At 63.1% G+C, this 25,837-nt stretch carries 25 protein-coding genes and 1 pseudogene; 6 read left to right on the forward strand and 20 right to left on the reverse strand.

The window, feature by feature from the left end:
- Positions 1-46 precede the first annotated feature (46 nt).
- On the reverse strand, positions 47-625 hold the full coding sequence (locus HX792_RS14450; protein ID WP_176996733.1) for a YceI family protein: 579 nt from the start codon (positions 623-625) through the stop codon (positions 47-49).
- Positions 626-657: 32 nt separating this feature from the next.
- Positions 658-1,209 (reverse strand): cytochrome b, encoded by a 552-nt coding sequence (locus HX792_RS14455; protein WP_176996734.1) that lies wholly within the window; start codon positions 1,207-1,209, stop codon positions 658-660.
- 272 nt (positions 1,210-1,481) lie between these two features.
- On the opposite strand from HX792_RS14455, the gene HX792_RS14460 reads away from it, so the two are divergent.
- Both HX792_RS14460 and HX792_RS14465 read left to right on the forward strand, forming a co-directional pair.
- Positions 1,482-2,888: an adenosylmethionine--8-amino-7-oxononanoate transaminase gene (locus HX792_RS14460; protein ID WP_176996735.1), complete on the forward strand. Its 1,407-nt coding sequence runs from the start codon at positions 1,482-1,484 to the stop codon at positions 2,886-2,888.
- A 123-nt stretch (positions 2,889-3,011) separates the two neighbouring features.
- On the forward strand, positions 3,012-3,731 hold the full coding sequence (locus HX792_RS14465) for a 16S rRNA (uracil(1498)-N(3))-methyltransferase (RefSeq protein WP_176996736.1): 720 nt from the start codon (positions 3,012-3,014) through the stop codon (positions 3,729-3,731).
- A gap of 142 nt (positions 3,732-3,873) precedes the next feature.
- Here the strand turns inward: HX792_RS14465 and HX792_RS14470 are convergent, their stop codons facing one another.
- Genes HX792_RS14470 through HX792_RS14480 form a run of 3 tightly spaced genes read right to left on the reverse strand, consistent with a single transcriptional unit; the run spans position 3,874 to position 6,394 of the window.
- Entirely contained in the window at positions 3,874-4,776 is a 903-nt protein-coding gene (locus tag HX792_RS14470) for a transporter substrate-binding domain-containing protein (RefSeq protein ID WP_176996737.1), read from the reverse strand.
- A 25-nt stretch (positions 4,777-4,801) separates the two neighbouring features.
- Positions 4,802-5,152 carry a RidA family protein gene (locus HX792_RS14475; RefSeq protein ID WP_176996738.1) on the reverse strand — a complete coding sequence of 117 codons (351 nt, stop codon included), beginning with the start codon at positions 5,150-5,152 and terminating at the stop codon, positions 4,802-4,804.
- 9 nt (positions 5,153-5,161) lie between these two features.
- Positions 5,162-6,394 (reverse strand): D-amino acid dehydrogenase, encoded by a 1,233-nt coding sequence (locus HX792_RS14480; RefSeq protein ID WP_176996739.1) that lies wholly within the window; start codon positions 6,392-6,394, stop codon positions 5,162-5,164.
- Positions 6,395-6,502: 108 nt separating this feature from the next.
- Here HX792_RS14480 and HX792_RS14485 point away from each other — a divergent pair, with 108 nt between their 5' ends.
- On the forward strand, positions 6,503-7,411 hold the full coding sequence (locus HX792_RS14485) for a LysR family transcriptional regulator (protein ID WP_176996740.1): 909 nt from the start codon (positions 6,503-6,505) through the stop codon (positions 7,409-7,411).
- 88 nt (positions 7,412-7,499) lie between these two features.
- On the opposite strand, the gene HX792_RS14490 is transcribed toward HX792_RS14485, so the two are convergent.
- Positions 7,500-8,117 carry a hemolysin III family protein gene (locus tag HX792_RS14490; RefSeq protein WP_176996741.1) on the reverse strand — a complete coding sequence of 206 codons (618 nt, stop codon included), beginning with the start codon at positions 8,115-8,117 and terminating at the stop codon, positions 7,500-7,502.
- A 241-nt stretch (positions 8,118-8,358) separates the two neighbouring features.
- Between HX792_RS14490 and HX792_RS14495 the strand changes: the two genes are divergently transcribed.
- Genes HX792_RS14495 through HX792_RS14505 form a run of 3 tightly spaced genes read left to right on the forward strand, consistent with a single transcriptional unit; the run spans position 8,359 to position 10,419 of the window.
- Entirely contained in the window at positions 8,359-8,925 is a 567-nt protein-coding gene (locus HX792_RS14495) for a chromate transporter (protein ID WP_176996742.1), read from the forward strand.
- Complete coding sequence (locus HX792_RS14500; RefSeq protein ID WP_176996743.1) at positions 8,925-9,467, forward strand: chromate transporter; 543 nt, start codon at positions 8,925-8,927, stop codon at positions 9,465-9,467. The genes HX792_RS14495 and HX792_RS14500 overlap by 1 nt, the downstream gene beginning before the upstream one ends.
- 37 nt (positions 9,468-9,504) lie before the next feature.
- The gene (locus tag HX792_RS14505; RefSeq protein WP_176996744.1) at positions 9,505-10,419 is read left to right on the forward strand and encodes a LysR substrate-binding domain-containing protein; all 915 of its coding nucleotides are present in this window, start codon (positions 9,505-9,507) and stop codon (positions 10,417-10,419) included.
- A 154-nt stretch (positions 10,420-10,573) separates the two neighbouring features.
- On the opposite strand, the gene madM is transcribed toward HX792_RS14505, so the two are convergent.
- The 14 genes and pseudogenes from madM to HX792_RS14575 form a co-directional block, all read right to left on the reverse strand.
- Entirely contained in the window at positions 10,574-11,338 is a 765-nt protein-coding gene (madM, locus tag HX792_RS14510; protein ID WP_176996745.1) for a malonate transporter subunit MadM, read from the reverse strand.
- Between the two features lies 1 nt (position 11,339).
- The gene (madL, locus tag HX792_RS14515) at positions 11,340-11,744 is read right to left on the reverse strand and encodes a malonate transporter subunit MadL (protein ID WP_176996746.1); all 405 of its coding nucleotides are present in this window, start codon (positions 11,742-11,744) and stop codon (positions 11,340-11,342) included.
- A 67-nt stretch (positions 11,745-11,811) separates the two neighbouring features.
- A complete protein-coding gene (mdcH, locus tag HX792_RS14520) occupies positions 11,812-12,711 on the reverse strand; it encodes a malonate decarboxylase subunit epsilon (protein WP_176996747.1) in 900 nt (299 codons plus the stop codon).
- The gene (locus HX792_RS14525; RefSeq protein WP_176996748.1) at positions 12,708-13,295 is read right to left on the reverse strand and encodes a malonate decarboxylase holo-ACP synthase; all 588 of its coding nucleotides are present in this window, start codon (positions 13,293-13,295) and stop codon (positions 12,708-12,710) included. The genes mdcH and HX792_RS14525 overlap by 4 nt, the downstream gene beginning before the upstream one ends.
- Positions 13,289-14,059 (reverse strand): biotin-independent malonate decarboxylase subunit gamma, encoded by a 771-nt coding sequence (gene mdcE / locus HX792_RS14530; RefSeq protein ID WP_176996749.1) that lies wholly within the window; start codon positions 14,057-14,059, stop codon positions 13,289-13,291. Before mdcE ends, HX792_RS14525 begins: the two co-directional genes overlap by 7 nt.
- Positions 14,056-14,898, reverse strand: coding sequence for a biotin-independent malonate decarboxylase subunit beta (locus HX792_RS14535; protein ID WP_176996750.1), 843 nt, complete (start codon positions 14,896-14,898; stop codon positions 14,056-14,058). The genes mdcE and HX792_RS14535 overlap by 4 nt, the downstream gene beginning before the upstream one ends.
- Positions 14,891-15,190: a malonate decarboxylase subunit delta gene (locus HX792_RS14540; protein ID WP_176996751.1), complete on the reverse strand. Its 300-nt coding sequence runs from the start codon at positions 15,188-15,190 to the stop codon at positions 14,891-14,893. Before HX792_RS14540 ends, HX792_RS14535 begins: the two co-directional genes overlap by 8 nt.
- Entirely contained in the window at positions 15,190-16,023 is an 834-nt protein-coding gene (locus HX792_RS14545; protein WP_176996752.1) for a triphosphoribosyl-dephospho-CoA synthase, read from the reverse strand. Before HX792_RS14545 ends, HX792_RS14540 begins: the two co-directional genes overlap by 1 nt.
- Positions 16,024-17,694, reverse strand: coding sequence for a malonate decarboxylase subunit alpha (gene mdcA / locus HX792_RS14550; RefSeq protein ID WP_176996753.1), 1,671 nt, complete (start codon positions 17,692-17,694; stop codon positions 16,024-16,026).
- A gap of 300 nt (positions 17,695-17,994) precedes the next feature.
- A pseudogene (locus tag HX792_RS14555) lies at positions 17,995-18,228 on the reverse strand (DUF6124 family protein).
- Between the two features lie 198 nt (positions 18,229-18,426).
- A complete protein-coding gene (locus HX792_RS14560) occupies positions 18,427-18,846 on the reverse strand; it encodes a hypothetical protein (protein WP_176996899.1) in 420 nt (139 codons plus the stop codon).
- The gene (locus tag HX792_RS14565; RefSeq protein WP_176996754.1) at positions 18,824-19,207 is read right to left on the reverse strand and encodes a polymorphic toxin type 44 domain-containing protein; all 384 of its coding nucleotides are present in this window, start codon (positions 19,205-19,207) and stop codon (positions 18,824-18,826) included. The genes HX792_RS14560 and HX792_RS14565 overlap by 23 nt, the downstream gene beginning before the upstream one ends.
- A gap of 253 nt (positions 19,208-19,460) precedes the next feature.
- Complete coding sequence (locus HX792_RS14570) at positions 19,461-19,916, reverse strand: chemotaxis protein CheW (RefSeq protein WP_176996755.1); 456 nt, start codon at positions 19,914-19,916, stop codon at positions 19,461-19,463.
- Positions 19,909-25,728: an Hpt domain-containing protein gene (locus HX792_RS14575; RefSeq protein ID WP_176996756.1), complete on the reverse strand. Its 5,820-nt coding sequence runs from the start codon at positions 25,726-25,728 to the stop codon at positions 19,909-19,911. Before HX792_RS14575 ends, HX792_RS14570 begins: the two co-directional genes overlap by 8 nt.
- Positions 25,729-25,837: the final 109 nt, after the last annotated feature.

The following is a 25,837-nucleotide window of genomic DNA, read 5'->3' on the forward strand; positions in this document are numbered from 1 at the left end:
TAAAAAAACCGGATCGCGAGATCCGGTTTTTTTGTGCGGGCAGAAATTACTTCTGCTTCACACCTTCCAGCGAGATGTCCAGGTCTACAGTCTGCGAGGACGGGCCTGGGCCTTTGATGCCGAAGTCGTTCAGGTTCAGCGTGGTGGTGGCGTTGAAGCCAGCACGTTCACCGCCCCATGGGTCCTTGCCTTCACCGTTGAAGGTTGCCTTGAAGGTCACCGGCTTGGTCACGCCGTGGAACGTCAGGTCGCCGGTCACGTCAGCGGTTTTCTCGCCGGTGGATTTAACGGCGGTGGACACGAACTTGGCGTCGGCAAACTTGGCAACGTCCAGGAAGTCCTTGCTGGCAACGTGCTTGTCACGTTCTGCGTGGTTGGACCACAGGCTGGCAGTTTTCACGTCGACAGCGATTTTGCTGGCTTCAGGCTTGGCGGCATCCCAGCTGAAGGTGCCATCCCAGTCCTTGAAGGTACCGTGGATGAAGCTGTAGCCCAGGTGGCTGATTTTCCAGTCGATGAAGGCGTGCTGGCCTTCCTTGTCGATCTTGTAGTCAGCAGCCATTACCTGGCCTGCGGACAGCAGGGCAGTACCGATTGCCAGAGCAGCGAGGGTCTTTTTCAACATGCGTTCTATTCCTTGTGAGTCGAGGTTGAACATCAGGCTTTGCGCCCCAGCATTCGCGTGAGGGTCGCATCACGATCGATAAAGTGGTGTTTCAAGGCCGCCACGCCGTGCAAGCCGGCGAAGACCACCAATACCCAGGCGAGGTACAGATGCACCACGCCGGCGTTGTCTGCCTGGTCCGGTAGCCCGGAAACCACGGCAGGAATCTCAAACAGGCCAAACACCGGAATACCGACACCGTCTGCGGTGGAAATCAGGTATCCAGCAATCATCACGGCAAACAGCCCGAGATAAAGGAACGCGTGGCCAAATGCGGCACCGATACGGGTCAAGCGGCTGTAGCTGGCAAGCGGTGGTGGTGGCGGGCTGACCAGACGCCAGACGATACGCACCAGCATGATGGCAAACAGCGTGATGCCGATGCTCTTGTGCAGGTCCGGCGCGTCTTTACGCCAGGCGCTGTAGTAATCCAGACCGACCATCCACAAGCCCAGGGCGAACAGACCGAACACCACCAGGGCCACGCCCCAGTGCAACACCATGCTGACCCAACCGTAGCGGGCCGGAGAATTGCGTAACTGCATGTACTTAATCCCGTAAGAGCTGCGCCCAAGACTAGCGATTTACCTATCGAATTAAAGCGGAAATTTTCGCTTTGAAATATCGAGAAATACGATCTTGAGGGTATGAAGCGTAAATTAACAACGGATTAAGGACTATCCAGAAGAAACGTGACAGACCGTCCTGTGTTTACTGCCTATTCGCAGGTTATGGGTTGTGACACGGCCATCCATTGCATAGGCTTGCGCGATTGTTACGCCCGCGTGCCACGCGGGCCGCTTCGAGGAGACCCCGGATGGGCTTGAATAACCAGTGGATGCAACGCGACCTCGCCGTGCTGTGGCATCCCTGCACCCAGATGAAAGACCACCAGCAGCTGCCGTTGATCCCGATCAAGCGGGGTGAAGGCGTTTGGCTGGAAGACTTCGAAGGCAAGCGCTACCTCGACGCCGTCAGCTCCTGGTGGGTCAACGTATTCGGCCACGCCAACCCGCGCATCAACCAGCGCATCAAGGACCAGGTGGACCAACTGGAACACGTGATCCTCGCCGGTTTCAGCCACCAGCCGGTGATCGAGCTGTCCGAACGCCTGGTGCAGATGACGCCCGAAGGCCTGACGCGGTGCTTCTACGCCGATAACGGCTCGTCGTGCATCGAAGTCGCGCTGAAAATGAGCTTTCACTACTGGCTCAACCGTGGCCTGCCGAACAAGAAGCGCTTCGTCACCCTGACCAACAGCTACCACGGCGAAACCATCGCCGCGATGTCGGTGGGCGACGTGCCGCTGTTTACCGAGACCTACAAGGCGCTGTTGCTCGACACCATTAAAGTGCCGAGCCCGGATTGCTACCTGCGCCCCGAAGGCGTGAGCTGGGAAGACCACTCGCGCACGATGGCCCAGGTAATGGAGCAGACCCTCGCCGAGCACCACGATACCGTCGCTGCCGTGATCATCGAACCGCTGATCCAGGGCGCCGGCGGCATGCGCATGTACCACCCGGTGTACCTCAAGCTGCTGCGTGAAGCCTGCGACCGCTACGGCGTGCACCTGATCCACGACGAAATCGCCGTCGGTTTCGGCCGCACCGGCAGTATGTTTGCCTGTGAACAGGCCGGCATCCGCCCGGACTTCCTGTGCCTGTCCAAGGCCCTCACGGGCGGTTACCTGCCGTTGGCGGCCGTGGTCACCACCGAAGACGTCTACAGCGCCTTCTACGACGACTACCCAACCCTGCGCGCCTTCCTGCATTCCCACAGCTACACCGGCAACCCGCTGGCGTGCGCGGCGGCCCTGGCGACCCTGGATATTTTCGAAGAAGACAACGTCATCGAAAACAACAAGGCCCTGGCCCAACGCATGGCCACCGCCACCGCCCATCTAGTGGACCACCCCCACGTGTCGGAAGTGCGCCAGACCGGCATGGTGTTGGCCATTGAGATGGTCCAGGACAAAGCCACCAAGACCGCCTACCCGTGGCAGGAACGCCGCGGCCTGAAGGTGTTCGAGCACGCCCTGGAGCGCGGTGCATTGTTGCGGCCGTTGGGCAGCGTGGTGTATTTCCTGCCGCCTTACGTGATCACGCCCGAGCAGATCGACTTCTTGGCCGAGGTTGCCAGCGAAGGCATCGACATCGCCACCAACAGCAAGGTCAGCGTTGCCGTACCAAACAATTTCCACCCCGATTTCCGCGACCCGGGCTAACCCTGTAGGAGCCGGCTTGCCGGCGATGAGGCCCTTGAGAACAACGTTGATCTTGAGGACGCCATCGCCGGCAAGCCGGCTCCTACAGAGCTGTGTCATCGCTCCTATTTCCAGAGAACAGAAATGAGACTGTCCCGCTTTTTCACCGACACCCCGCTGAGCCTTGGCGAGCATGAATTGCCCGAAGCCCAGGCGCACTACATCAGCCGCGTGCTGCGCATGGGCGAAGGCGACGCCGTGCAATTGTTCGACGGTTCCGGCCAGGAGTTCCTGGGCAGCCTGCTGGAAGTCGGCAAGAAGCGCGTCACCGTGCAGCTCACAGAACGCTTCAACGGCCAGGCCGAGTCGCCCTTGCACATCCACCTCGGCCAGGGCCTGTCCCGGGGCGAGCGTATGGATTGGGCGATTCAGAAAGCCACCGAATTGGGTGTGAATGAAATCACGCCGATTTTCAGCGACCGCTGCGAAGTACGCCTCAAGGACGAACGCGCCGACAAACGCCTGCTGCACTGGCGCCAAGTGGCAATCAGCGCATGCGAGCAGTGTGGGCGTTCAACCGTGCCGGTGATTCACCCGCCACTGTTGCTGGCAGACTGGCTGAAGCAGACCGAGGCCGATTTGAAGCTGGTGCTGCACCCGGTGGCCGAGCCGATGGTCAGCCATGCCAAGCCAGCCAGCCTGGCCTTCCTGATTGGGCCTGAGGGCGGTTTGACCGATAACGAAGTCCAGAGCGCCCAAGCGGCCGGCTACCACGCCGCCCGCCTCGGCCCGCGTGTGCTGCGCACCGAGACCGCGCCGGTGGTGGCGCTGTCGGTAGCCCAACAACTGTGGGGCGATTTCTAACGCCCTTCCTTTGCAAACCCAATCCCCCCTGTGGGAGCTGGCTTGCCTGCGATGGCGGTCTTCCAGCCAACCCCACTGGCGCCTGACCCACCGCTATCGCAGGCAAGCCAGCTCCCACAGTGTTGATTGGGTTACCAGGCAACTATTCCACCGGGTCACTCACCGGCGTGGCAATGATCGCCTTCAACTCGCTGGTCATCGGGAACTCCAGGTTCAGCCCCTTGGGAGGAATCGGCTGTTCAAACCAGCGCTGGTAAATCCCGTTGATCGCCCCCGAACGGTAAAGGTCGCCCAGCGCCTCGTTGACCACCGCCAGGAACTGCGGGTCGTCCTTGCGCACCATGCAGCTGTAGATTTCCCGCGACTGTTCTTTACCCACCACCACCCAGTTGTGCGGGTCCCTGGCCTTGGCGCGCTCGCCGTAGAGCAAGGCATCGTCCATGTAGAACGCGGCCGCACGGCCCGTCTCAAGCATCTTGAACGCTTCACCGTGGTCCTTGGCGCTGATCACAAACATATTGGCCTTGTGCTCGGCGTTGTAGCTCTTGAGGAACCGCTCATTGGTGGTGCCCGCTGTGGTCACCACGTTCTTGCCGGTCAGGTCCGCAAAGCCCTGGATGCCGCTGTCCTTGGCCGTCAGCAACTGGCCTTTCACGTAGATAAACCCGTAGGAGAACGCCACCTGTTTCTGCCGCTCGGCCGTCACTCCGGTGGAGCCGCATTCCAGGTCCACAGTACCGTTCTGCACCAGCGGGATACGCGTTTGGGACGTCACCAGGTTGTATTTCACCGCGAGGTGGGTCACCCCGATTTTCTGCTGGACGCGCTCGACAATCTTGTTCGCCAGGTCCACCGAGTAGCCCATCGGCTTGCCGCTGTTATCCCCCACATAGGAAAACGGCACCGAGGCATCGCGATAACCCAAGGTGATGGATTGGGCACTGGCGATCTTGCCCAGCGTGCCTTCCAAAGGCGCTTGATTGGCCTGTGCCTGTGCGCCGAACAAGAGCCCCAGGGTGCAGCCGGTCAACAGGATTGTTTTCATTGTTATGCTCCGTTGGTCTTTAACGTTATTTACGGACAGCAATTACGCTGATTTCCACCAACACACTCGGCCGCGCCAGCTCCGCTTGCAGGGTGGTGCGCGTCGGCGCGCAGCCTGGCGACAACCACGCGGACCACACGTCGTTCATCGGCGCGAAACCGCTGCCAATGTCCTTCAGGTAAATCGTCGCGTTGAGCAGGTGATCCTTGTCGCTGCCGGCCTGGGCCAGCAGCCCGTCGATCCTGGTCAGCACTTCTCGGGTCTGGGTCGCCACGTCCTGACCATCGCCAGGCACCTGGCCCGAGAGAAACACCAGGTCCTTGAAGGTCACGGCGCCAGAAAGCCGGTCGTTGCTGCTGATGCGGTTGATGCTCATGGGTACACCTCAAGCGGCGCGGGGCGCGAGGCCCTGCAGGTCAATGGAAGGCGTGCGCTGGTCGATCAGTTCGGCCAACAATTGGCCGCTGCCGCTGGCCAAGGTAAAGCCAAGGGCGCCATGGCCCAGGTTGAGCCACAGGTTGCGATAGACACTGGCGCCGATCAGCGGCACGCCGGTGGGCGTGGCCGGGCGCATGCCGGCCCATTCCACCGCATGGGCGTAGTCGCCGGCATCAGGAAAAGTCTCCAGCGCCTGGCGTTTCATCAGTGCCAAGCGCTTGGGCTCCAGACGCACGTCGAAGCCGACGATATCTACCATGGCCGCCACCCGCAGTTGCTCGCCGATACGGGCGTAGACGATCTTGCGGTCGTAATCGGTGATGCTCACGTTCGGCGCCTGATGCTGTGCACCAATCGGCACGCTGAGGCTGTAGCCCTTTAGCGGATACAACGGCAGCGAAACACCCAACTCCGCGCTGCGATACCCCGCCGCCAGCACCAGGTTCTGCACCGGCATCACCTCGTCGCCCATCTCGACCGCCTGTACGGCACCGTGAGCATGGCGCAGGCCAGTGACCTTGCGCCCCAGCAGGAAACGGCAGCGCCCGGACGCTTCAAGCCGCGCCGCCAAGCGTTGGCAGAAGGCATGACAATCGGCCACTTCTTCATTTGGCGTATAGATCCCGCCGACAAAACCACCGTCCGCCAGCGCCGGTTCCAGCCGAGCGCAGTCATCAGCCGACAACACCTGCTGCTGCAGGATATCGGTGACTTTGCTGCGGGCATGCTCGAAGCTGCTGGCGTTGCGGAAGGTCACCAGCTTGCCGTTGCGGCGCCAGTGGAAGCCGTCCAGATGATCGTCCTCGCGCCATTGCTGCAACGTGGCCTGGCTCAAGGACGCCAAGCGCAACAGGTGCGCGGCATTGCGTGTGTTGACCGAGCCACGGCAGGCACCGAGAAACGCGGCCATCCAGCGCCATTGCTGCGGGTCCAGACGCGGGCGCAGCTTGAGCGGCGAGTCCCCGCGCAGCAGCCAGCCGATGGCTTGCAATGGCACGCCGGCATCCGCCAGCGGCGCGACATAGCGGTACGACAACTGCCCGCCGTTGGCGAAACTGGTTTCGCTGCCCAGCGTGTCGCGGGCTTCGATCAGCGTGACCTCGTGACCGGCGCGAACCAACGCATAGGCGCTGGCCAGGCCGATAACCCCACCGCCGATGATGCAAACCTGCTTGGCCATCCCAGCCCCCAGCTTTTGAATGAAGAGGCCTCAAGCGTAGGGGCAGGTGACAGGCCATCGACAATGAATAAAGATGGGTCACCTATAAACAAAGGTTATGGACTCGCCATGCGCTTGCGTCATATCGAAATCTTCCAGGCCATCCGCCAAACCGGTTCCGTCAGTGCCGCCGCGCAGTTGCTGCACGTGTCGCAGCCGGCGGTGACCAAAGTGTTGCAACACGCCGAATTGCAGCTGGGCTTTCCCCTGTTCCTGCGGGTGCGCGGCAAATTGCAGCCCACCCCGGAAGCCCTGGCGCTGGAAAGCGAAGTGGAGAAAGTCACCGAGAGCCTCCAAGGTGTGCGGCGCCTGGCCAAGAGTTTGCGGCGCGAACCCGGGCACAGCGTGCGCATTGGCGCAATCCCGGCACTGGCCTTGTCGCTGCTGCCACCGGCGATCCTGGAATGGAAACGCGACTACCCGGACATCGCCTGCGAGCTGTCCAGCGACCACAGCCGTGAGCTGGTGCAGAAGCTGTTGATGCGCGAGATCGACCTGGCACTGACCCTCAACTTCTCCGGGCATCCGGGGCTGACCACGCAGGTGTTGGCCAACGGTGTGCTGGTGGCGTTGGCGTCGAAAGGCTATTGGTCTGACGCAGAATCGAGCACACCGTTGCCCTTGGCGGATCTGGCCGGTGCGCCGTTGATTGGCCTTTCCAGCGCCGATCCCCTGGCCGCCAAGCTCGACAGCTACCTGGAAAACGTCGACCCCGCGCCTCGGGTGACGATCTCGGTGCAAACCTATTCCCTGGCACGCGCCATGGTCGAGTCCGGCGCCGGGCTCACTGTCATCGACCCCTTCACGGCGCTCGGCGCCTCCACGGCCACCACCTGCATCCGCACACTCACCCCGCCGCTGCCGATCACCCTGTACGCCCTGACCCGCGCCGACGAACCGCCGCCGCATATGTTGGCCAAGTTGCTCAAGATCTTCGGCACGCGCGCCCAGGACCTGCTGAAACGCCTATCCCTGTAGGAGCCCGGCTTGCCGGCGATGGCGGCCTCGAGATCACTGCACCTCTCAAGGGCCTCATCGCCGGCAAGCCGGCTCCTACAGGTGTTCGTTACAGCACGTAATGCATGATCGCCACAAAGTGCAGCAGGCTGCCGCCAATGACAAACAGGTGCCAGATGCCGTGGGAGTGCCGCAGGCGATCTTCCAGGGCAAAGAAGATGATGCCCACGGTGTACAGCACCCCACCGGCCGCCAGCCAGGTAAACCCCGCCGTGCCCAGCGCGGCGATCAGTGGCTTGACCGCCACCAGCACGATCCAGCCCATCACCGCGTAGATCACGATGGACAAGATCCGCGCTTCGGAACGCGGCTTGATCTCCTGCAGGATACCAATCACCGCCAGCCCCCAGACGATGCCGAACAGCGTCCAGCCCCATGGGCCGCGCAGGGTCACCAGGCAAAACGGCGTGTAGCTGCCGGCGATCAGCAGGTAGATCGAAAAGTGATCGACCTTCTGCATGATCTCTTTTCGCCGTCCGCGCACGCTGTGGTACACGGTGGACGCGCTGTACAGCACCAGCAGCGTAAAGCCATAGATCGCCACGCTGACGATCTTCCAGGGGCTGCCATCCAGGCTCGCCACCACCAGCATCCACACTGCGCCGGCAAAGGCTGCGACTGCCCCGAGCAAATGGCTCCAGGCGTTGAATCGTTCCCCGTGATACATGTGTCACTCACCTCGAATAACCGTTATCACCTCGAGCATTCTGACGCCAGACACTCACTTTCAGGTAACACCCTTTCTTCATTTGCCCAACGACCACTGCCCATCGGATGATTCGCACAATCCTTGTAGGAGCCGGCTTGCCGGCGATGAGGCCCTTGAGCGTGGTGGTGGCCTGACTGCCGCCATCGCCGGCAAGCCGGCTCCTACAAGGGTGTTTCCGCCCTTTAGAGTGGTGTTATCCATGCCCGAGCTTGAACCCGACGCGCCGCCCCCCAGCCTATGGCAGCTTTTTTACAACTTCGCCATGGTCGGCCTGTTCGGCTTTGGCGGCGTGATGCCCTGGGCACGGCAGATGATGGTCGACCGCAGGCGCTGGGTCAGCGAGCAGGGTTTCAACGAACTGCTCACCACCGGCCAATTCTTCCCCGGCCCCAATATTGCCAACGTCGGCATCATCTTCGGCCGTCGCCTGCACGGCTTGCCGGGTGCGGTTGTGACCGTCTGCGGGCTGTACCTGTTCCCCTCGCTGATCACCGTGCTGGCCGGGTTCGCCTATGCCAAGTGGTGGAGCCATGAGGTGGTGCAGCAGATCTTCGGCGCAGTGATGCCGATTGCCACCGGGCTGATGCTGGGTACAACACTGCGCTTGCTCAAGGCCATGCCACGCAACCTGGCCAATTACAGCGCCTTCGTGCTGACCTTCGTGTTGATGGCGGTGCTGGTGCTGCCACTGTGGCTGGTGCTGCTGATCAGCATCCCCAGCTCCCTGGCCTTGAGTTTCATCGACACGAAAAAGGTGGCCGGCTGATGCAGACCGTCCTCCTGCACCTGATGATCCAATGCGCGCTGTGGTCGCTGATGGCAATTGGCGGCAACACCGTGGCCATCGGTGACATCCACCGCTACACCGTGGTGGACATGCACTGGATCACCGACGCGCAATTCGTCGCGTTCTTCGCCCTGTCCCAGGCGCTGCCGGGGCCCAACGGCATGTTCCTGGTGTTCATCGGCCAACAGGCGGCAGGCCTGCCGGGTGCGCTGGTGGCCTTGCTGGCCAAGCTCGTGCCTTGCTCGGTATTGGCCTACGTCGGCGCCGGCTGGCTGGAAAAACACACCCAGACGCCCTGGGTGCAACGGGTCAAGCGCAGCCTGCTGCCGATCTCCATCGGCCTGATCCTCGCCTCCACCTACATCCTGATGAACAGCCTGGAAAACAACACCACCAGCCTGGTCCTGACCCTGGCCAGCGCTGCCGTGGTCTATTACACGCGGCTCAACGCGATCTGGCTGATCATATTCGGTGTGGTGCTGGGCCTGGGCAGTGCATGGCTGGGAGTGAATTGGTTTTAGGGGCACAATCGACGGCATTCGAACAAGAGTGACCGCCATGCTGATCGACGAAGAGTTCACCCTCAAGAAGCTGGAAATCTTCCTGGCGTTCATGCGCACCGGCAACCTGGCCCGTGCCGCCGCCGAGCTGCAAACCAGCAACGTCAGCGTGCACCGCGCGATCCACTCCCTGGAAAACGCCCTGCGATGCCCGCTGTTCAAGCACGAAGGGCGCAACCTCACGCCGTTGGAGAGCGCCTACGTGTTGGAGGAACGCGCACAGAAACTGGTGGCCGACGTGGTCGACAGCGTGCGCCTCACCCGCGAAGCGGCGGGTTATTCGGCGGAGCGCTTCAAGCTGGGTTCACTGTATTCGCTCACGGTGAAGACCGTGCCGCAACTGATCATGGGCCTGAAGATCCGCCGCAGCGAACTCAACATCGACCTGATCCTGGGCTCCAACTTCGACCTGCTCTACAAGCTCAAGAACATGGAAGTGGACGCCATCCTCATCTCCCTGGATGAGCATGCCAACGACCCCGATTGCGAGCAGATCGCGCTGTTTTCCGATGATATCTTCCTGGCTACCCCGGCCGACTCACCCTTCGACCGCGAACAGCAGATCGACCTGGCGGATGTACGCGACGCCACCTTCATCACCCTCACCCAAGGCTTCGCCACCCACCAGGATGGCAACCGCGTGTTCCAGCAGGCGGGGTTCGAGCCGAAGGTGGCGATGCAGGTCAATGACATCTTCACCCTGCTGAGCATGGTCAGCTCGGGCGTGGGTTATGCGCTGCTGCCCGGGCGGATTGCAGCGGTGTATGAGAACCGGGTGAAGCTGATCCCGCTGCAACCCCGGTACCGGTTGCAGCAGCAGATTGGGGTGGTGTTCCTCAAAGCCAAGGAAAGGGACCCAAACCTGTTGGCGTTGTTGGCAGAGTGCCGCATGTATGCCAATCGCCAATCTTGACCATCCCTTGTAGGAGCCCGGCTTGCCGGCGATGGCGCCATCAAAATCGCTATCGCAGGCAAGCCAGCTCCCACATTTAACTGTGTTCACAAATCAAAATGTGGGAGCGGGCTTGCCCGCGAAGACGCCAGGCCAGACAACGCAGGGCCGGGGGTTAGCCGACGAGGCCGCGTACGATGAAATACAACACCGAAGGCCCGAGCAAACACCCAAGCCCGGTATGGAACGTCGCTGTCAACGCGCCGTAGGGCACCAACCGCCGATCCGTCGCCGCCAGCCCCGCGGTCACACCGCTGACCGTGCCGGCCAACCCGCCAAATACCATCGCCGAGCGCGGGTTGTCCAAGCCCATCCAGCGCGCCGCCACCGGCGTGCCGACCATCACCAAAATGGCCTTGATCAAGCCCGTGGCAATCGACAGCGCCATCACGTCCGAGGTCGCGCCAATGGCCGCCCCGGTCACCGGACCGACGATGTACGTCACCGCGCCGGCACCGATCGTCGTCATGCTGATCGCATCACGATAACCAAATGCCCACGCCATGCTGGCGCCCACAATGAACGGCAACACCGTGCCCAACAGCAGCGCAATCACACCAATCAACCCGGCCTTGCGCGCCTCGGTGGCCTGCACTTCAAACGCGGTGGCAACGATGGCGAAGTCACGCAGCATTGCACCGCCCATCAGGCCGATGCCGGAGAACAGCGCCATGTCGGCCAGGCCCTTTTGCCCACCGGTCACCGTGCCACCGACCCACGCCAGAACCAGGCCGATGACGATGGCAATCGCCGAACCATGAATGCGCCCAAACGTGAGGCGCTTGGACAGCACCACGGAAATCCACATCACCACGCCGACGAAGGCAAAGGCGGTGATCAGGCCGTTATGCTCCAACCCTTTTTCGATGAGATCCCACATATCAGCGACCTCCCGCAGCAGCGATCAGCGGCTCTTCGGCGGGCAAGGATTCGCCCTTGTGGGTGCGGCTGATGAGCGCGATGGTGCAACCGCAGACCACCACGGAACCGATCGCCGCCAGGACCGCGACAGGACCGCCATGCAAGGCCGTGACCACGTTCTGTTGCGCCGCCATCGCCACCACGACCGGGATGTACATCGCGCCCCAGAAGCCCACGCCCATCTCGCAGTCCTTGGTCATGCCGCCGCGTTTTTGCATCCACAGGCGGGCGCAGATCAGCAGGATCATTGCGATGCCCACCCCGCCCACGTTGGATTTGACGCCCAGCAACACGCCGAGCATGTCGCCCATGATCACGCCCGCGAGCGTGCAGATCGCCAGCAATGCCACACCGTAGATAATCATCGTTGTTGTCCTCAAAGTGCTCGATCGAAATTGTTGTTGTTGTGCTTCGAAAGCCTTGGGTGGTGCTTTATCGGTGGCGGCGCTCCTCCTCTTGCAGCAGGGCCTGCAAGGTGTCCAGGCGTGCGCCCTCGCAGGCGATCACCGTGCCTTGCTCGAACACGCGGCGTGACAAGCCGGTGAGCACGGCGCCCGGGGGCAGTTCGATCTGCAGGCGCACGCCACGTTCGTAGGCGCTTTGCACGGTGCCACACCAGTCGACGACGCGGCACATGTTGAACGCCAGGTCGTCGCGCAGTTGTTCGGGGTTGTACACAGGCCGCGCACGGGTGCTGCTCAGGTAGGTGATGCGCGGCGGCTTGAGCGCAACAAACGCCTGGACCAACACCTGGGCCGGTTGCTCCAGCAATGCACAGTGCGACGGCACACTCACGTTCAGGCGCTTGGCCACGCCGTTGCCTTTGATGCGTTGGGCCACACGCTTCATGGCGGCGTCGCTGCCGGCGATCACGGTCTGGTTGTCAGCGTTGATGTTGGCCAGGTACACCGGGGTGTCAGGGCTATTCACTTCAGCCAGCAGCGTTTCGACGGTGGATAACGACGGGCCGATGATGGCCGTCATCCCGTAGCCGTGTGGATAAGCGTTTTGCATCAGCTCGCCGCGTAGGCTGACCAGCTTCACCGCGTCGGCAAAGTCCAGGGCACCGGCGATCACGGCGGCCGGGTATGCGCCGATGGAGAGGCCCGCGACGTAATCCGGGGTGTGTTGCAACAGCCGGGCGTGGGCCACGCCGGCGATCAGCAGGCACAGCTGGACGGCGCGGGTATTGGCCAAGGCTTGCGCTGAATCCAGGGTGCGAACGTCCTCACCCAACGCCTGGCTGGCTTCATCCAGCACATCGGCGGGCAGCGCCTGGAGCATGCCCGGCCGCTGGGCGCCTTGCCCGGGGAACACCAGAAGACTGCTCATGCCACGGCCTGCCAAGGGTCGAGCACCAGATGGGCGCCACTGGCGGTTTTCAACAGCACCCGCCGTGAGGAGCCGGCCCATTCGCGCAAGGCCACTGCGCCGAAGGGCGTTTGCAATTGCAGGTCCACGGCGCACACCGCCTGGTCCAAGGTTGCCAGCAGGTCGCGCGCCTCGCTGCGGTCCAGCGGCTGGGGCGTGCGCAGCATCAGATCCAGGTCGCTCTGGGCATGCAGCGCTTCAATGCCCGTAGCCAATTCAAATCCGGCGCTGCCGGTGACACCCCAATTTAAGGTCGCCAGCACCGGCCGCAATTGATCCAGAGCCTGCAATGCGGGCAAGTCCCGTCGAGAGACAACGTCACGCAATGCTTCCGGTGCTACCCGCCGTTGCACGGCAGCCAGCGGCATCAGCGCCGCAAACCGTTGCTCACGCGAACGGCCGCGCACGCCCACCGGGACATAACCTGCGGCAACCGTGGCGCGGCGCACCACCACCGTGCCCACCGCCTGCGCCGCCCACGCCGGGGCGTCAACGGGCAGGTGCGCCGGGGTCATGCCCCAGAGCAAGTCGTGAGCGTTCACCATTGCTCCCGCAGCAAGTGGCGCACGTGGCCGGAGGCGGCGCGATGGGGAGCACCCAGGCGGCTGCTCAAATCGGTGCTGTCGATGTCCTTGATTGCACTCACCAGGCAATCGCCCACCCGCGCCACATCCTGTGGCGTCGGCTGTTCAATCTGCTCAACCGACAAGGTCTCCCACAGCAAACCCAGGCTGGCATAGCTGTCGATGTCATACGCCATGGGCGGCACGCTGGCGGCCAACGCTTCCAGCTCTTCGATACTGCGCAAAGTCACCCGCGCCGCCGAGGCCTTGCCCATGGCGTGCACCATCACGCCCGGGTCGCGCAGGGCGATCAGGCGGTTGGCCTGGTAGCCGTGGGCGAGGAACGCGCCCGACATCGCCTTGCCCACCAGCAGCGCAATCACCGGGTGCCCGGCCAGCCGAGCGCGGGCATAGCTGTCAGCGGCGGCGGCCAGGGCCTGGTGGATACCGAGGGCTTCTTCGCGACGGCCGTAGGCTTGGCTCGGCACGTCGACGATGGCGATCAGCGGGCGCTTGTCGCCACGGGCGATGGCTTCATCCACCGCCTTGGCCAGGCCCCAGCCTTCGAGCAAACCGACCTCGCCATTGCGTGCGCGGGGAAAGCGGTTGTGCGGGTCGGTGACCACGGCGATAAAGCGCACAGGTTGCCCGCCCAACAGGCCGTCAGCCACTTTCAGCGAAGCCGGCAAACCCTCGACAGGCGTTGCCCCCGCGCTCAATGCGTTGAACCACTGCAAACCTCTCATGAGCGATCTCCTTGATACAGCGCACGCACCGTCGCCGCGTCGATTTGTGGCGTGGCGTCCAGTTCGGCCAGGCGCGCCAGGTAGTGCTCGGCCTGGCGACTGCGTGGTTGAGCGGGCAGGCCCTGCTCCAGCAAGGCGTTGACGGTCTGCTGAATCTCGGCCACATCGTCGGCCACGTAACAGTCAGCCAACCCGCTGTTGAAGCGTTGCTCGCCACCGGTAAGGCTCCAGATGAATGGCCGGTCGCGGGAGTCGTATTCGTCCAGGCCGGCTTCCTGCTCAATCACCTGCGGGCCGTTCAGGCCCACCCGTGCTTCGCGGGTGACCACCAGGTAACTGCACAGCCCGGCCGCAATGGACATGCCGCCAAAGCAACCGACGCTGCCCGCCACCACACCGATCACCGGCTGGTACTGGCGCAGATCGACAATCGCCGCGTGGATGTCGGCAATCGCCGCCAGCCCCAGGTTGGCTTCCTGCAGGCGCACGCCACCGGTTTCCAGCAACAGCACGGCACGCGTGGGAATGCCCTTGCGGTTGTCTTCGGCCGCCAGCTCAAGCACACCGGCGATTTTTGCCCCGCCGACTTCGCCGAGGCTGCCGCCCTGGAAGTTACCTTCGATGGCCGCGATCACCACCGGTTTACCGGCGACGCTGCCCTTGGCGATCACCACGCCGTCATCGGCTTGCGGCACCACACCCTGGCGGCTGAGCCATGGCGACATGACGCGCTGGAACGGGTCGATCAGTTCGCGGTAGGTGCCGGCGTCCAGCAAGGCTTTTGCCCGCTGGCGGGCACCGAGTTCGACGAAGCTGTGTTTAGCGAGCCAGTCAGTCATGGCCGACCTCCTCAAGCCCTTGCTCCAGGCGCAGGCGCACCACGCCGGGTGTCGCGCCGAAGTCGTGGATATCGATCTTCAAGGCCGGTGGCGTCTGCTCCAGGAAGATGCGCTCGAACAGGTGCTGCCAGCGCTGCTCGGCGCCGTTGACCGAGGTCTGCACCTGGATGGTCAGGGTGCCCGACGTGCCCGGTTCCAGCAGCACTTCCAGGTCGCCGGAGCCGACACACCCCACCAGCGCACGGCCTTTGGGCGGCTGCCCGGCGGGGAATTCAAAGGATAAGGTTTCCATCACAACGCTCCGTCGAGGCGGTCGATAAACAGGCAGGCGGCCAACAGGTCGGCGGCGCCGCCCGGGGAGGCATTCAGGGCCAGCAGGTGTTGGTCCAGCGCGTGCAGGTGGCGGCGGCCGGCCAGGGTCGCGCTACCGCCCGCGTCCAGCACGGCTTGGGCGCCGTGTTGCATGGCGCTGATGCCTTCAGGGCCTGCGCGGTAGAGCACGCAGGTGTCGGCCAGTTCGGTCATGATCGCGAGCAAGGCATCGAGCCGGGCGTTCTGCTCGCCGGCCTCTTGCAGACGGCTTTTGCGCAGTTGCGGCAAGCCGCGCTGCATCACCGAGGGGAAGCCCAGTTGCGCTTCTTCACGGGCGCCGCGTGCGCCGTAGCGTTGCGCGACCTGGGCACCGTGGCTCATCGGCTGTGGGGCATAGCGGTCGTTGAGCAGGGCCAGCCGGGCGGCGGTCAGCGTGACGGCACGGGGCGCCAGCGCTGCCGCAGCGGTGAGCAAACCGAGTGCCCAGATCGCGCCGCGATGGGTATTCACGCCGTCGGTGGTGGCGAGCATGGCTTGCTCGCCTTCGCGGCCGATCCGCCCCAAGGCTTCACGCAGGGGCAAGCCGACTTCGCCGAACTCGATGGCCGCTTCGGCCATTTCCTTGAACATCGGCCACAGCGACAACGCGGAGGCGTGCATCAGGCCCAGGTGCAAATCGCTGTGGGCGCCGTTGCCGCGACGGTCGACCAGGGCCGGCTTGGGCGACAGGTCCGCCTCATCAATCAAGGCGTCGACCGCCATGTCCGCCAGGCGATCAGCAAGGGTCAATTCATGCAGTTTGAGGGCGCGCATTTACCAGCTCCTGAACTTGGCGGGCGGGTTGTACAGGCCGCCGGACCAATCCACCAGGTCGGCCACGCTCTTGGCGGCCAGCAGCTCGCGGGTGGCGTCGGTGCGGCGGATGCCCAAGTCTTCGGGCAAGGCGATCAGGCCTTCGCGGCGCATGCGTGCGGTGTCCTTGGGGTTGTGGCGCAGGCCGATGGCGGTGACACCGGCGACGGCGGCGATCATCGCCTGACGCTCCTCCAGGGAGCGCGCCTTGTACAGGTAGGCGATGCCTTCTTCGGTGAGCAGGTGGGTGACGTCGTCGCCGTAGATCATGATCGGCGCCAGGGGCATGCCGCTTTTGCGCGCGACTTCCACCGCGTCGAGGGTGTCGACGAAGGTGGGTTTGCCGCCTTCCTGGAAGGTCTCGACCATTTGCACGACGAGCTTTTTGCCGCGCTCCAACAGCGCTTCGGGCGCGTCGTCGTGGCGCATGTCCAGCCACGCCGGGGTGCCATGACGACGACCACGTGGGTCGTGGCCCATGTTCGGCGCACCGCCGAAACCGGCGAGCCGGCCACGGGTCACGGTGGAGGAATGGCCGTCGCCGTCGACTTGCAGGGTGGCGCCGATAAACAGGTCCACCGCGTATTGACCGGCCAGTTGGCAGAACATCCGGTTGGAACGCATCGAACCATCGCGGCCGGTGAAGAACACATCCGGCCGTGCGGCGATGTAGTTCTCCATGCCCAATTCGGTGCCGAAACAATGCACGCTTTCCACCCAGCCGCTTTCGATGGCGGGAATCAGCGTGGGGTGTGGGTTGAGGGTCCAGTTGCGGCAGATCTTGCCCTTGAGGCCCAGGGATTCGCCGTAGGTGGGCAGGATCAACTCAATGGCCGCGGTGTTGAACCCGATGCCATGGTTGAGGGACTGCACATTGTGTTTTTCGTAGATGCCACGGATCGCCATCATCGCCATCAGCACGTGCACCGGTTTGATGTGGCGCGGGTCGCGGGTGAACAGCGGCTCGATGTAGAACGGCTTGTCGGCCACCACTACGAAGTCCACCCAACTGGCCGGGATGTCGACGCGGGGCAAATCGGTGACGTCGTCCACCAACTGGTTGACCTGCACGATCACGATGCCATCACTGAAGGCCGCGGGCTCGATCAACGCGGGGGTGTCTTCGGTGCTGGCGCCGGTGTAGATGTTGCCGGCGCGGTCGGCCATGAAACCGGCAGACAGGACGACGTTGGGGATCAGGTCCACCACCAGCCGTGCGTAGAGTTCGATGTAGGTGTGGATCGCGCCGATTTCCAGCAGGCCGTCTTCGAGCAACTGGCTGATGCGCAGGGACTGGGTGCCGGCGAAGGAGAAATCGAGCTTGCGGGCGATGCCCTTTTCAAACAGGTCCAGGTGCTCGGAACGGCCGACACTGGGCATGATCATGTGCAAATCGTGGAGCTTGGCGGGGTCGGCCCTGGCCAGGGAACGGGAGAGGAAGTCGGCTTGTTTCTGGTTATTGCCTTCCAGCACCACGCGGTCGCCGGGGAGGATCAGGGCTTCCAGCGCCTCGACGATCCTGTCGCTGGGCAACACAGCCCCGTCTGCATACTGTTTGACCAGCCCGAGCCGCCGCTGCTTCTCGTCGCGCCGCCGCGTCCAGCGCGAGTCGGGGGTGATGGTTGTTGTCATGGTCGCTCCACGGGGTTTGCTGTCGTGGGCTGTACCTTAGGAGTGAATCGGGGGAGGTATCAATCAAGCCCGGCGGTGGATCGTTACGGATGGAGTAACAAAACCTCAACAGACACGGACTTCGCCCGAATGAATATTAAAACTGTGGGAGCTGGCTTGCCTGCGATCGCGGTGGGTCAGCTGTAGATAGGTCAACTGACAGTCCGCCATCGCAGGCAAGCCAGCTCCCACATTTGTTCAGTGGCGCTTGTTAAATAGCGGTCCCCAAAAGGAAACGATCAGTCCCTGCTTGGGACCGTTTTAAGCAGCTGGCGCCGGGCTGACTTGCTCCAACGCCCGATCCACCAATAGCAGCCCCAGCTCCGCCATTTACTGGATGCCGAGCATGATCGCGCGCTGGGAGGTGTCCAGGTCGAAGGCCAGGTTGCAGGTGAGTGCGTTGAGGGACGAAAGGGTTTCGCTGGCGTTGACCAGCAGGGTTTCGGTGTTTTGGTGGGGGTTGACGGTGAAGAGGTTGGATGAAGGGTTCGACATGCTGTGCGATTTCTAAATGGATAATCAAGGAACGCCTGTTGATCTAGGCGTTGTTTGCGCCTAAACAGATTTCGTCGGACTTGCACGTCCGTGTCACCGTTTTTTGCGATGACGGGACGAAGACTAGGCACGCCGCCTGCACGCGACAAGTTCATGTACAGCCCAAAATCCTGCAGGAAAAATCCGAAGCCCGCCGGTCTACAACTTCATGTCTATGCTCACTCCCCCCAAACCTTCGAGCGGATAGCTGCGGTACTCATAAACCTCACCACGAACAATGAGGTGGATGACGCCATCCACCCGAGTCACTTGGACATCTGGCTCTTTGGTTTTCAAAAAGGGGTGTGCCGACATCAGCGCTGTCAGTATCTCCTGGTCACTGCCTAAGTCCTTATAAACGTAGTACCTGTAGGAAAATCCCACTGTCGCGCCGCCCTGTCCGTCACGCGCTCCATAAATTGAGTTGCCGTTGCCCAAAGAGTGTTTCAAAACCACTTCGTCCAAATCCGGTGTGCCGGATGACATGATCCAATTGCCCCCGATATAAATCAGGCAGACTACCAGCAGGCAGTTGCGCAGGACCGGCAAGAGGCCTTTAGTAGCCCTGAGAAATTGCATACTCAATCCCCCTCCTTATCCAATATTGATCGCGAGGATCATCGCCAAAAGGTTCTCCTCCCCACCATGACCCATATTCCGGCTTGGTGGTTTCTGCGAATGTTTGAGCGGCACCTGCTGCCCGCAACAGGACATGCTCGGGAATGCCCAGCACCGTACCTGTGGCACCATAATTGAAGTTTCCGAACGCCTCATACTTCAGGCTTTTCTGTTTGTAATCCCAAGGGCCACGCCCTCGGACCTGTGAGTAGAACCACGAATACATGAACGCCGAACCGGGCTTCAAATGCAGCCTGCGGTTGTTGGCGATAGCGATATTGTCTTGCAGCGAAACGCCTGGGGGCGCGGGTGGAACGGCCATTTGCGAGTCCTTGCTGATGGAGTTGAGCAAGAAACGCTAGCACTCAACAATCGGCAAAAATCCCCGCGAGAGACTTAAAGAGATTTCAGACCCACTTTCAGTCCGGGCCCTACACCGAGGGGTGGAGGTCGCACAGCACTTTGTAGGAGCCGGCTTGCCGGCGATGGCGGTAGGCCAGCTGTTGATGCAGTGACTGACAAGCCGCTATCGCAGGCAAGCCAGCTCCCACATTGGATCTTCAGAGGGCGTAGGTTCAGGCCAGGCCGGATTCCACCAACAGGGCTTCAAGCCCCATCAAATCCGGCACCTTCGCCACATGCTCACCCACCTGCACTGCCGCCCGTTCCAACGGGCACAGCGGCACGTCCACGTAGCTGAGTTGGCTGTCGAGCTTGTACGAGCGGGGGATCCCCTGGATCACCAGCGCAATGAATTTCAACGTCGGCCGCCCGCCCAGGGCGTTGAGCACCACGATGCGTGAGCGTTCGCCGGCGACGATGGCTTCGCCGCACGCGGCTTCAAAGCTGATCAGCGGCAGTTGCTGATCGCGCCACGTCACTTGCCGCAGGTACCACGGCGGCGCGTCGCTGGCGGGTTCGCCGCGCTGGAAGTCGATCAGCTCGGCAACCGCGACGTTGGGCAACACCAGGTGGCGGTCGGCCAGGGGCAGCAGCAGGCCGGTGAGTTGGCTGGTGCGGTGGTCAAGCATGGGACTTGCTCCAGTAGGCGATGCTTTCCAGCAGCACCGACTCTTGGTACGGCTTGCCGAGGTAGTCATTCACGCCAATGGCCATGGCGCGGTCGCGGTGTTTCTGGCCGGTGCGGGAGGTGATCATGATGATCGGCAGGCGCATCAGCCGAGGATCGTTGCGCACTTGGGTGGCCACTTCGAAGCCGTCCATGCGCGGCATTTCGATGTCCAGCAGCATCAGGTCCGGCGTGTGTTCTTCCAGCACCGCGATGGCGTCGATGCCGTCCTTGGCGGTGAGCACGTTCATGCCGTTGCGTTCCAGCAGGCGGCTGGTGACTTTGCGCACGGTGACCGAGTCGTCCACCACCAGCACCAGCAATGGGCGCTTTTTCAGCGGGTCATTGAGGACCAGCGGCGCGTCGAATGTCTGGGCCGGCAAGACCGGCTGCCGAGCGCGGATATGCGCGAGCAAGTCGATGATCAGCACCACACGGCCGTCGCCCAGGATGGTCGCGCCGGACAAGCCCTGCACCCCCGCAAACTGCGGCCCCAGCCCCTTGACCACGATCTCCCGCGTACCCGCCATGGCGTCCACTTGCACCGCCACGCGCCGCTCGTTGCACTGCACCAGCAGCACCGGCACGGGCTGGTACTGGCCCAGCAGTTTCGGACGGCTGACGGTGTGCAACAGGTCGCCAAGGTAGAACAGTTCGTAGCGCTGGCCGGCGTATTCATAACGTGGCGGGTCCTGCTGATAATGCCCCGCCAGCTCATGGGGCAGCACGCTCACCAGGCCTTCGATGGTGTTGAGCGGGATTGCGTATTGGTCGTCCGCGCACTGCACCATCAACGCCCGGTTGACCGACACCGTAAACGGCAAGCGAATACGAAAGTGCACGCCCACCCCAGGCGTCGACTCAATGAACATCGAGCCGCCCAGCTGGCGCACCTCTTCGTGCACCACGTCCATGCCCACGCCACGCCCCGAGATCTGCGTGATTTTCTCGGCCGTGGAAAAACCCGGCTGCAGGATGAACTGCAACACGTCGCGGTCGCTGATCTCCTGATTCGGGTCGAGCAAGCCGCGCTTGATCGCCTTACGCCGCACGGCCTCCAGCGGTACGCCGGCGCCATCGTCACGCATATCGAAAACGATATCGCCGCCTTCGTGAGTCAGGTCCAGGGTGATCCGACCCTTCTCCGGCTTGCCGGCCAGCAGCCGCGCATCGCGGGATTCCAGGCCATGGTCCACTGCATTGCGCAACATGTGTTCCAGGGGCGCCGCCATGCGCTCAAGCACGTTGCGGTCCATCTCGCCCTCGGCGTTGCCGACCACAAACTCCACGTCCTTGCCCAACTCGCCCGCCACTTGCCGCACGATGCGCTTGAGGCGCGGCAGCATGCGCTCGAACGGCACCATACGCGTGCGCATCAGGCCTTCCTGCAATTCGGTGTTGATGCGCGCCTGTTGCTGCAACAGGTCATGGGCGTCCTGATTGCGACGGTCGAGCGTGTCCTTGAGGTCGAGCAGGTCGGAGGCAGATTCGGACAACGCGCGCGACAGTTGCTGCAACTGGGAGTGGCGGTCCATTTCCAGCGGATCGAATTCTTCATAACCCAGGCGTTCGGCCTCGGCCTGCTGGCGACTGAGGATGCGGCCCTGGGTCTCAGTGTCGAGCCGGCGCAGTTGGTCGCGCATGCGCTCAATCGTCGTTTCTACCTCGGTCAGGGCGATGCGTGCGTCGTTGACTTGTTGCTCGATGCGGCCACGGAAGATCGAGGTTTCACCGGCCAGGTTAACCAGGTCGTCCAGCAGCTCGGCGGAGATCTTCACCATGTCGGCCGTCGGGTCGACCGCCGCCTCGGCCTTGCCAGTCGGCAATGCTACCGGTACTACCGGCTCATCGCTGGGGTGTACCAGGCTTTTGATACGCTGGATCAGCTTGTCCACCGAACCCACCGGCAAGCCATCGGCCACCGCGTCGATCATCTGGGCCAGGCGGTCATGGCAGCCTTGCAGCAGCGCAAACAGTTCTGCCGACGGCGCCAGCAACCCGGCCGAGAGCCCTTCGTAGAGGGTCTCCAGTTCATGGGCCAGATCGCCAATCGGCCCGATCTCGACCATGCGCGCACCGCCCTTGAGGGTGTGCAGGTCGCGCAGCAGGGTTTCCACTTCCTGGCGATTGCCCGGCTCGGCTTGCCAGCGCACCAGGGCGCTGCTGGAGCTGTCGAGAATATCCGCGGCTTCTTCGAGGAAGATATCCAGCAATTCAGGGTCGGCGCCCGACGCTGGCGCCACCACCGCGGGTGCCGTCGGTGGGTTGCCCTGGCGCACCGCGCGCAGCTTGTCGACCAGCTCACGGCTGTCGCTCAAAGGTTGATGGCCTTGCAGCTCTTCCAACTGCAAGGCCAGGTGTTCATGGCTGGCCATCAGCACCTGGGACAGCTCGGCGCTGTAGCTGTAACGACGATCTACCAGGCCTTCGTACAGGCATTCCAGCTCATGGGCCAGGTCGCCGATCGGGCCGATTTCGGCCATGCGTGCGCCGCCCTTGAGGGTGTGCAGGTCACGTTGCAACGACGACAACGGCGCGGCGTTTTCAGGCTCCAGGAGCCAACGCTTGAGCGACTGCCCGGCACTGTCGAGGATGTCCACGGCCTCTTCGAGGAATATCTCGACGATCTCGTCGTCCATGGCCGTTTCATGCTCCAACTGCTGGGTCGCGGCACCCAGCTCGGCAATGCTCAGCGCTCGGCTGCCATCGCTTTTGATCAGGCCAGTGGCAGATGGATCCAACGCCTCATCCAGCAGCTCACGCAGCGCCTCGACCCGTGCAGGGGCCGGGCTGATTTCCTGGCCGGCCGCCAGTTGGTCGAGCATGTTGATCAGCGCTTCATGGGCCTGTTCGGCCTCATGGAAAAACCGCTCGCTCACCGCCAGGCTGCTCTCTTCCACGGCGCCGTACAGGTCGAGCAACGCTTCGCACAGGGCGTCGATGGCATGCAGGTCGGCGATGTGCGCGCCCTCCCCCAGTGTGGTCAGCTCATCCAGCAGCGCTGTCAGTTCCTGGCGCTCGCCCGGGTGCTGTTGCCAGCGGCGCAGCAGGTTTTCGGCGTCGAGCAGGATGTCCATGCCCTGGGCCAGGAAGTTGGCGATCAACTGCGGGTCGCGCTTGATGCGCAGGCCCGTGTGCGGGGCGTCGAGCAGCGCGGTCAGTTGGCTGTCGAGCAGGCTTTGGGTGCGACTGATCAAGTCTTCGGCGCCCTTGATCGGCGCCAGCGGGTCACGATCCAGCTGGCGCACCCCACGCTGGAACAGGCCTTCGGCCTCCAGCAGCAACTCCACTTCGTCCAGGTCCAGCGGCAGGCGGTGAGCCTTGTACTCGCGGGTCAGGTGATCGAGCGGGCGGGCCAGTTCGGCAATGGGCAACACACCGGCCATATAGGCACTGCCCTTGAGGGTGTGCAGGGCGCGTTGCAGTTCATCGCTGACTTGCAGCGGCACATGTTCAGCGGCCTGTTGCAGGAAGTGGTTGAGGCTGTCCAGATGGCTCTGGGCTTCGTTGCGGAAGATCTCCAGCAGCATCGGGTCATGGGCTTCAGCCGCTGGCTCGGGCGTGCCGCTGGCCAAGGCATGGGCGCGGGCGGCCAGGGCGTCGACTTCATCACGCTGGTGTTGATCGTCGGTGGCGAAATCGGCGATCAGCTCCGGCAGCAAAGCCACCGTTTCATCCAACACTTCTTGTACTTCGGGGCCCAGGGCCACGCTGCGTTCCAGCACGCGGTTGAGCAGGTTTTCCACGGCCCAGGCCAGCTCGGCCAGCACCAGGGCGCGCACCATGCGGCCGCTGCCTTTCAAGGTGTGGAAGGCGCGGCGCATTTCGCCCTGGGCGGTTTTGTCGGCACTGTTGGGCAGGTAGCGGTGCAGCACCTCGAGGACTTCGTCGGTTTCCTCGAGGAAGACTTCGCGCAGTTCGTCATCGATGGGTTCTTCATCGTCCGGGGGTGGCAACAGGCTGCCCGGGCGTTGCAGGGCCGGCGGGTTCAGGCGCGACGTCGGGCTGGCCAGCGCATCGAACTGGGACTGGCTGGGGGTGGCCTCGGTGGTCAGCGCGCCCTCCGGCGCAACCAGCGCCTGGCGCCACGGTTTTTCAGCCGGCAGGTAACCGAGTGCCGCAAGGCCTTCGGTGGCCAACTCCAGCACCCGCTCGCCTGCGGCATCCGGGTCCTGAAGCATGCGTTCCAGGTAGTACTCAAGGCTGCTGATCACATCGGCAAAATGCCCCAGTTGCACCTCGGACGGCGTCGTGTCGCCGCTCATCAGCTGCTCATCGACGTAATCGGTGCAGCCGCGCATCAGGCTCGCTGCGCGAGGCAGGGGAATCATCGCCAGGGCGCCGCGCACCTGGCTCAGCAACTCCGGCAGAGACTCCAGGCGCTGGCGGTCCCAATGGGCCTCGATGCAGTCGATCACCAGTTCCTTGGCTTGCTTGAGGCACTGGCAGGATTCGCGGATCACCAACTGGTGGATCTGAGTCAGGTCGGTGGTGGGCAGGCGGCTTTCTTCGCGGCTTTCCGGTTCGACGGTGCCGACCATGCCCGCCAGCGTGGCTTCGACATAAAGCAAGGCGCCCGCAACGTCCATCAACACGGCGTCGTTGGGTTCGCGTTGGCCCTGGACCAGGCTCAGTACCACGGCCAACTGGTCGATGATCACTTTGCGCGGCTGGCCAAAGCCCAGCACCGCCAGGGTGTCAGCGATCTGCCGCAGCGGCGCGAGCAAGGCCTCAAGGTCGCTGGTGTGCTGGCGATCGCTGCGCACGAACAGGTCGAGACGCTCCTTGACCCGCACCAGTTCTTCGCACAACGCGCCAAGCACCGAGCCCATGGCATTGCGGTCCGGCCCGGCCAGGCGCGCACGCTCGGCATCGACCACGGCACTGTCGGGCAAGGCTTCGTCCAGCCCGTAGCGTTCTTTCAGGCTTTGCATGCGCGGCGTCGGCCGGGTCACCTTGGCGACGTAGAACAACAGGCTTTTGAGCAGTTCATCCGGCGCTGGTTGGTTGATGCCGCCGATGCCTTGGGCCAGCAGACGCTTGAGCTGCTTGTCACTGGCCTTGAGCAGGCTGCGCAGGGCCGGGCTGTTGGCGATCACGCCGGTGAGCATGCCTTCGACCAGCGCCGAGGTGACTTGCCACAACGGCAGCAGCGGCGCGCCTTGGCACAGCGCTTCGAGGCGCGCAAAGACCCGCGCCATGTCTTCCAGGTTGCTGGGGCCGTGGTCTTCTCGCAGCAGGCCGGCGAGGGCCTGTTGCAAGAGTTGGTGCCACTGGCGCAGTTGTTCGTGCAGGTCGGGCAACGCACGCTGGGCAAGGGCTTCGTCGGGCAGCGGCGCAATCGATAGCAGTTGCGGGCTGAACAGGCTGGTCTCCGACAACAGGCTTTCGCCGCGCGCACTGCGCAGGTCGTTGAGCAGCGGCAAGACCACCAGCGGTAAGTCGCGGCGGGCGCTGTGCACGCGGTCCAGGTACAGCGGCAGCTGGTTGAGGGCCTGTTGCAGCAGGCGGATGCTTTCGTCGCGCTGGCTGACGTGCCCGGCCTGGAGTGCCAGGGCGAGTTCTTCAAGCTCTTCGGCCAGCAGTGCCGCGCCGTAGAACTCGACCATCTGCAACGCGCCATGCACCTGATGAATGCCGGCCAGGCACTCGCTGATGGCCTCGGCGTCAGTGGTCTCGACGAAGGCGTCCAGCGCCGAACGCGCCTGTTTCAGGGTTTCGGCAATGTCGCCCTTGACCCATTCGAGGGCCACGTAGTCGTGCCGATCAACCATAACTGCTCCGCTTAGAATTCGTGGGTTGCTGGTGTTGCTAGGATCTCCAGACGGGTGGAGATCAACTGTGGGAGCTGGCTTGCCTGCGATAGCGGTGGGTCAGCTATAC

This window comes from Pseudomonas sp. B6002 (genome assembly GCF_013385985.1).
Classification (GTDB): Bacteria; Pseudomonadota; Gammaproteobacteria; order Pseudomonadales; family Pseudomonadaceae; genus Aquipseudomonas.

Coding starts and splice junctions, on each gene's coding strand:
- HX792_RS14480 (WP_176996739.1), bottom strand. CDS start 6,394: ATGGCCAAGCAGGTTTGCATCATCGGCGGTGGGGTTATCGGCCTGGCC.
- HX792_RS14560 (WP_176996899.1), bottom strand. CDS start 18,846: ATGCAATTTCTCAGGGCTACTAAAGGCCTCTTGCCGGTCCTGCGCAAC.
- HX792_RS14495 (WP_176996742.1), top strand. CDS start 8,359: ATGCCCGAGCTTGAACCCGACGCGCCGCCCCCCAGCCTATGGCAGCTT.
- HX792_RS14525 (WP_176996748.1), bottom strand. CDS start 13,295: ATGGTGAACGCTCACGACTTGCTCTGGGGCATGACCCCGGCGCACCTG.
- HX792_RS14455 (WP_176996734.1), bottom strand. CDS start 1,209: ATGCAGTTACGCAATTCTCCGGCCCGCTACGGTTGGGTCAGCATGGTG.
- HX792_RS14535 (WP_176996750.1), bottom strand. CDS start 14,898: ATGACTGACTGGCTCGCTAAACACAGCTTCGTCGAACTCGGTGCCCGC.
- HX792_RS14505 (WP_176996744.1), top strand. CDS start 9,505: ATGCTGATCGACGAAGAGTTCACCCTCAAGAAGCTGGAAATCTTCCTG.
- HX792_RS14570 (WP_176996755.1), bottom strand. CDS start 19,916: ATGCTTGACCACCGCACCAGCCAACTCACCGGCCTGCTGCTGCCCCTG.
- HX792_RS14575 (WP_176996756.1), bottom strand. CDS start 25,728: ATGGTTGATCGGCACGACTACGTGGCCCTCGAATGGGTCAAGGGCGAC.
- HX792_RS14460 (WP_176996735.1), top strand. CDS start 1,482: ATGGGCTTGAATAACCAGTGGATGCAACGCGACCTCGCCGTGCTGTGG.
- HX792_RS14475 (WP_176996738.1), bottom strand. CDS start 5,152: ATGAGCATCAACCGCATCAGCAGCAACGACCGGCTTTCTGGCGCCGTG.
- HX792_RS14540 (WP_176996751.1), bottom strand. CDS start 15,190: ATGGAAACCTTATCCTTTGAATTCCCCGCCGGGCAGCCGCCCAAAGGC.
- mdcH (WP_176996747.1), bottom strand. CDS start 12,711: ATGAGCAGTCTTCTGGTGTTCCCCGGGCAAGGCGCCCAGCGGCCGGGC.
- HX792_RS14565 (WP_176996754.1), bottom strand. CDS start 19,207: ATGGCCGTTCCACCCGCGCCCCCAGGCGTTTCGCTGCAAGACAATATC.
- HX792_RS14545 (WP_176996752.1), bottom strand. CDS start 16,023: ATGCGCGCCCTCAAACTGCATGAATTGACCCTTGCTGATCGCCTGGCG.
- madM (WP_176996745.1), bottom strand. CDS start 11,338: ATGTGGGATCTCATCGAAAAAGGGTTGGAGCATAACGGCCTGATCACC.
- HX792_RS14490 (WP_176996741.1), bottom strand. CDS start 8,117: ATGTATCACGGGGAACGATTCAACGCCTGGAGCCATTTGCTCGGGGCA.
- mdcE (WP_176996749.1), bottom strand. CDS start 14,059: ATGAGAGGTTTGCAGTGGTTCAACGCATTGAGCGCGGGGGCAACGCCT.
- madL (WP_176996746.1), bottom strand. CDS start 11,744: ATGATTATCTACGGTGTGGCATTGCTGGCGATCTGCACGCTCGCGGGC.
- HX792_RS14465 (WP_176996736.1), top strand. CDS start 3,012: ATGAGACTGTCCCGCTTTTTCACCGACACCCCGCTGAGCCTTGGCGAG.
- HX792_RS14470 (WP_176996737.1), bottom strand. CDS start 4,776: ATGAAAACAATCCTGTTGACCGGCTGCACCCTGGGGCTCTTGTTCGGC.
- mdcA (WP_176996753.1), bottom strand. CDS start 17,694: ATGACAACAACCATCACCCCCGACTCGCGCTGGACGCGGCGGCGCGAC.
- HX792_RS14450 (WP_176996733.1), bottom strand. CDS start 625: ATGTTGAAAAAGACCCTCGCTGCTCTGGCAATCGGTACTGCCCTGCTG.
- HX792_RS14485 (WP_176996740.1), top strand. CDS start 6,503: ATGCGCTTGCGTCATATCGAAATCTTCCAGGCCATCCGCCAAACCGGT.
- HX792_RS14500 (WP_176996743.1), top strand. CDS start 8,925: ATGCAGACCGTCCTCCTGCACCTGATGATCCAATGCGCGCTGTGGTCG.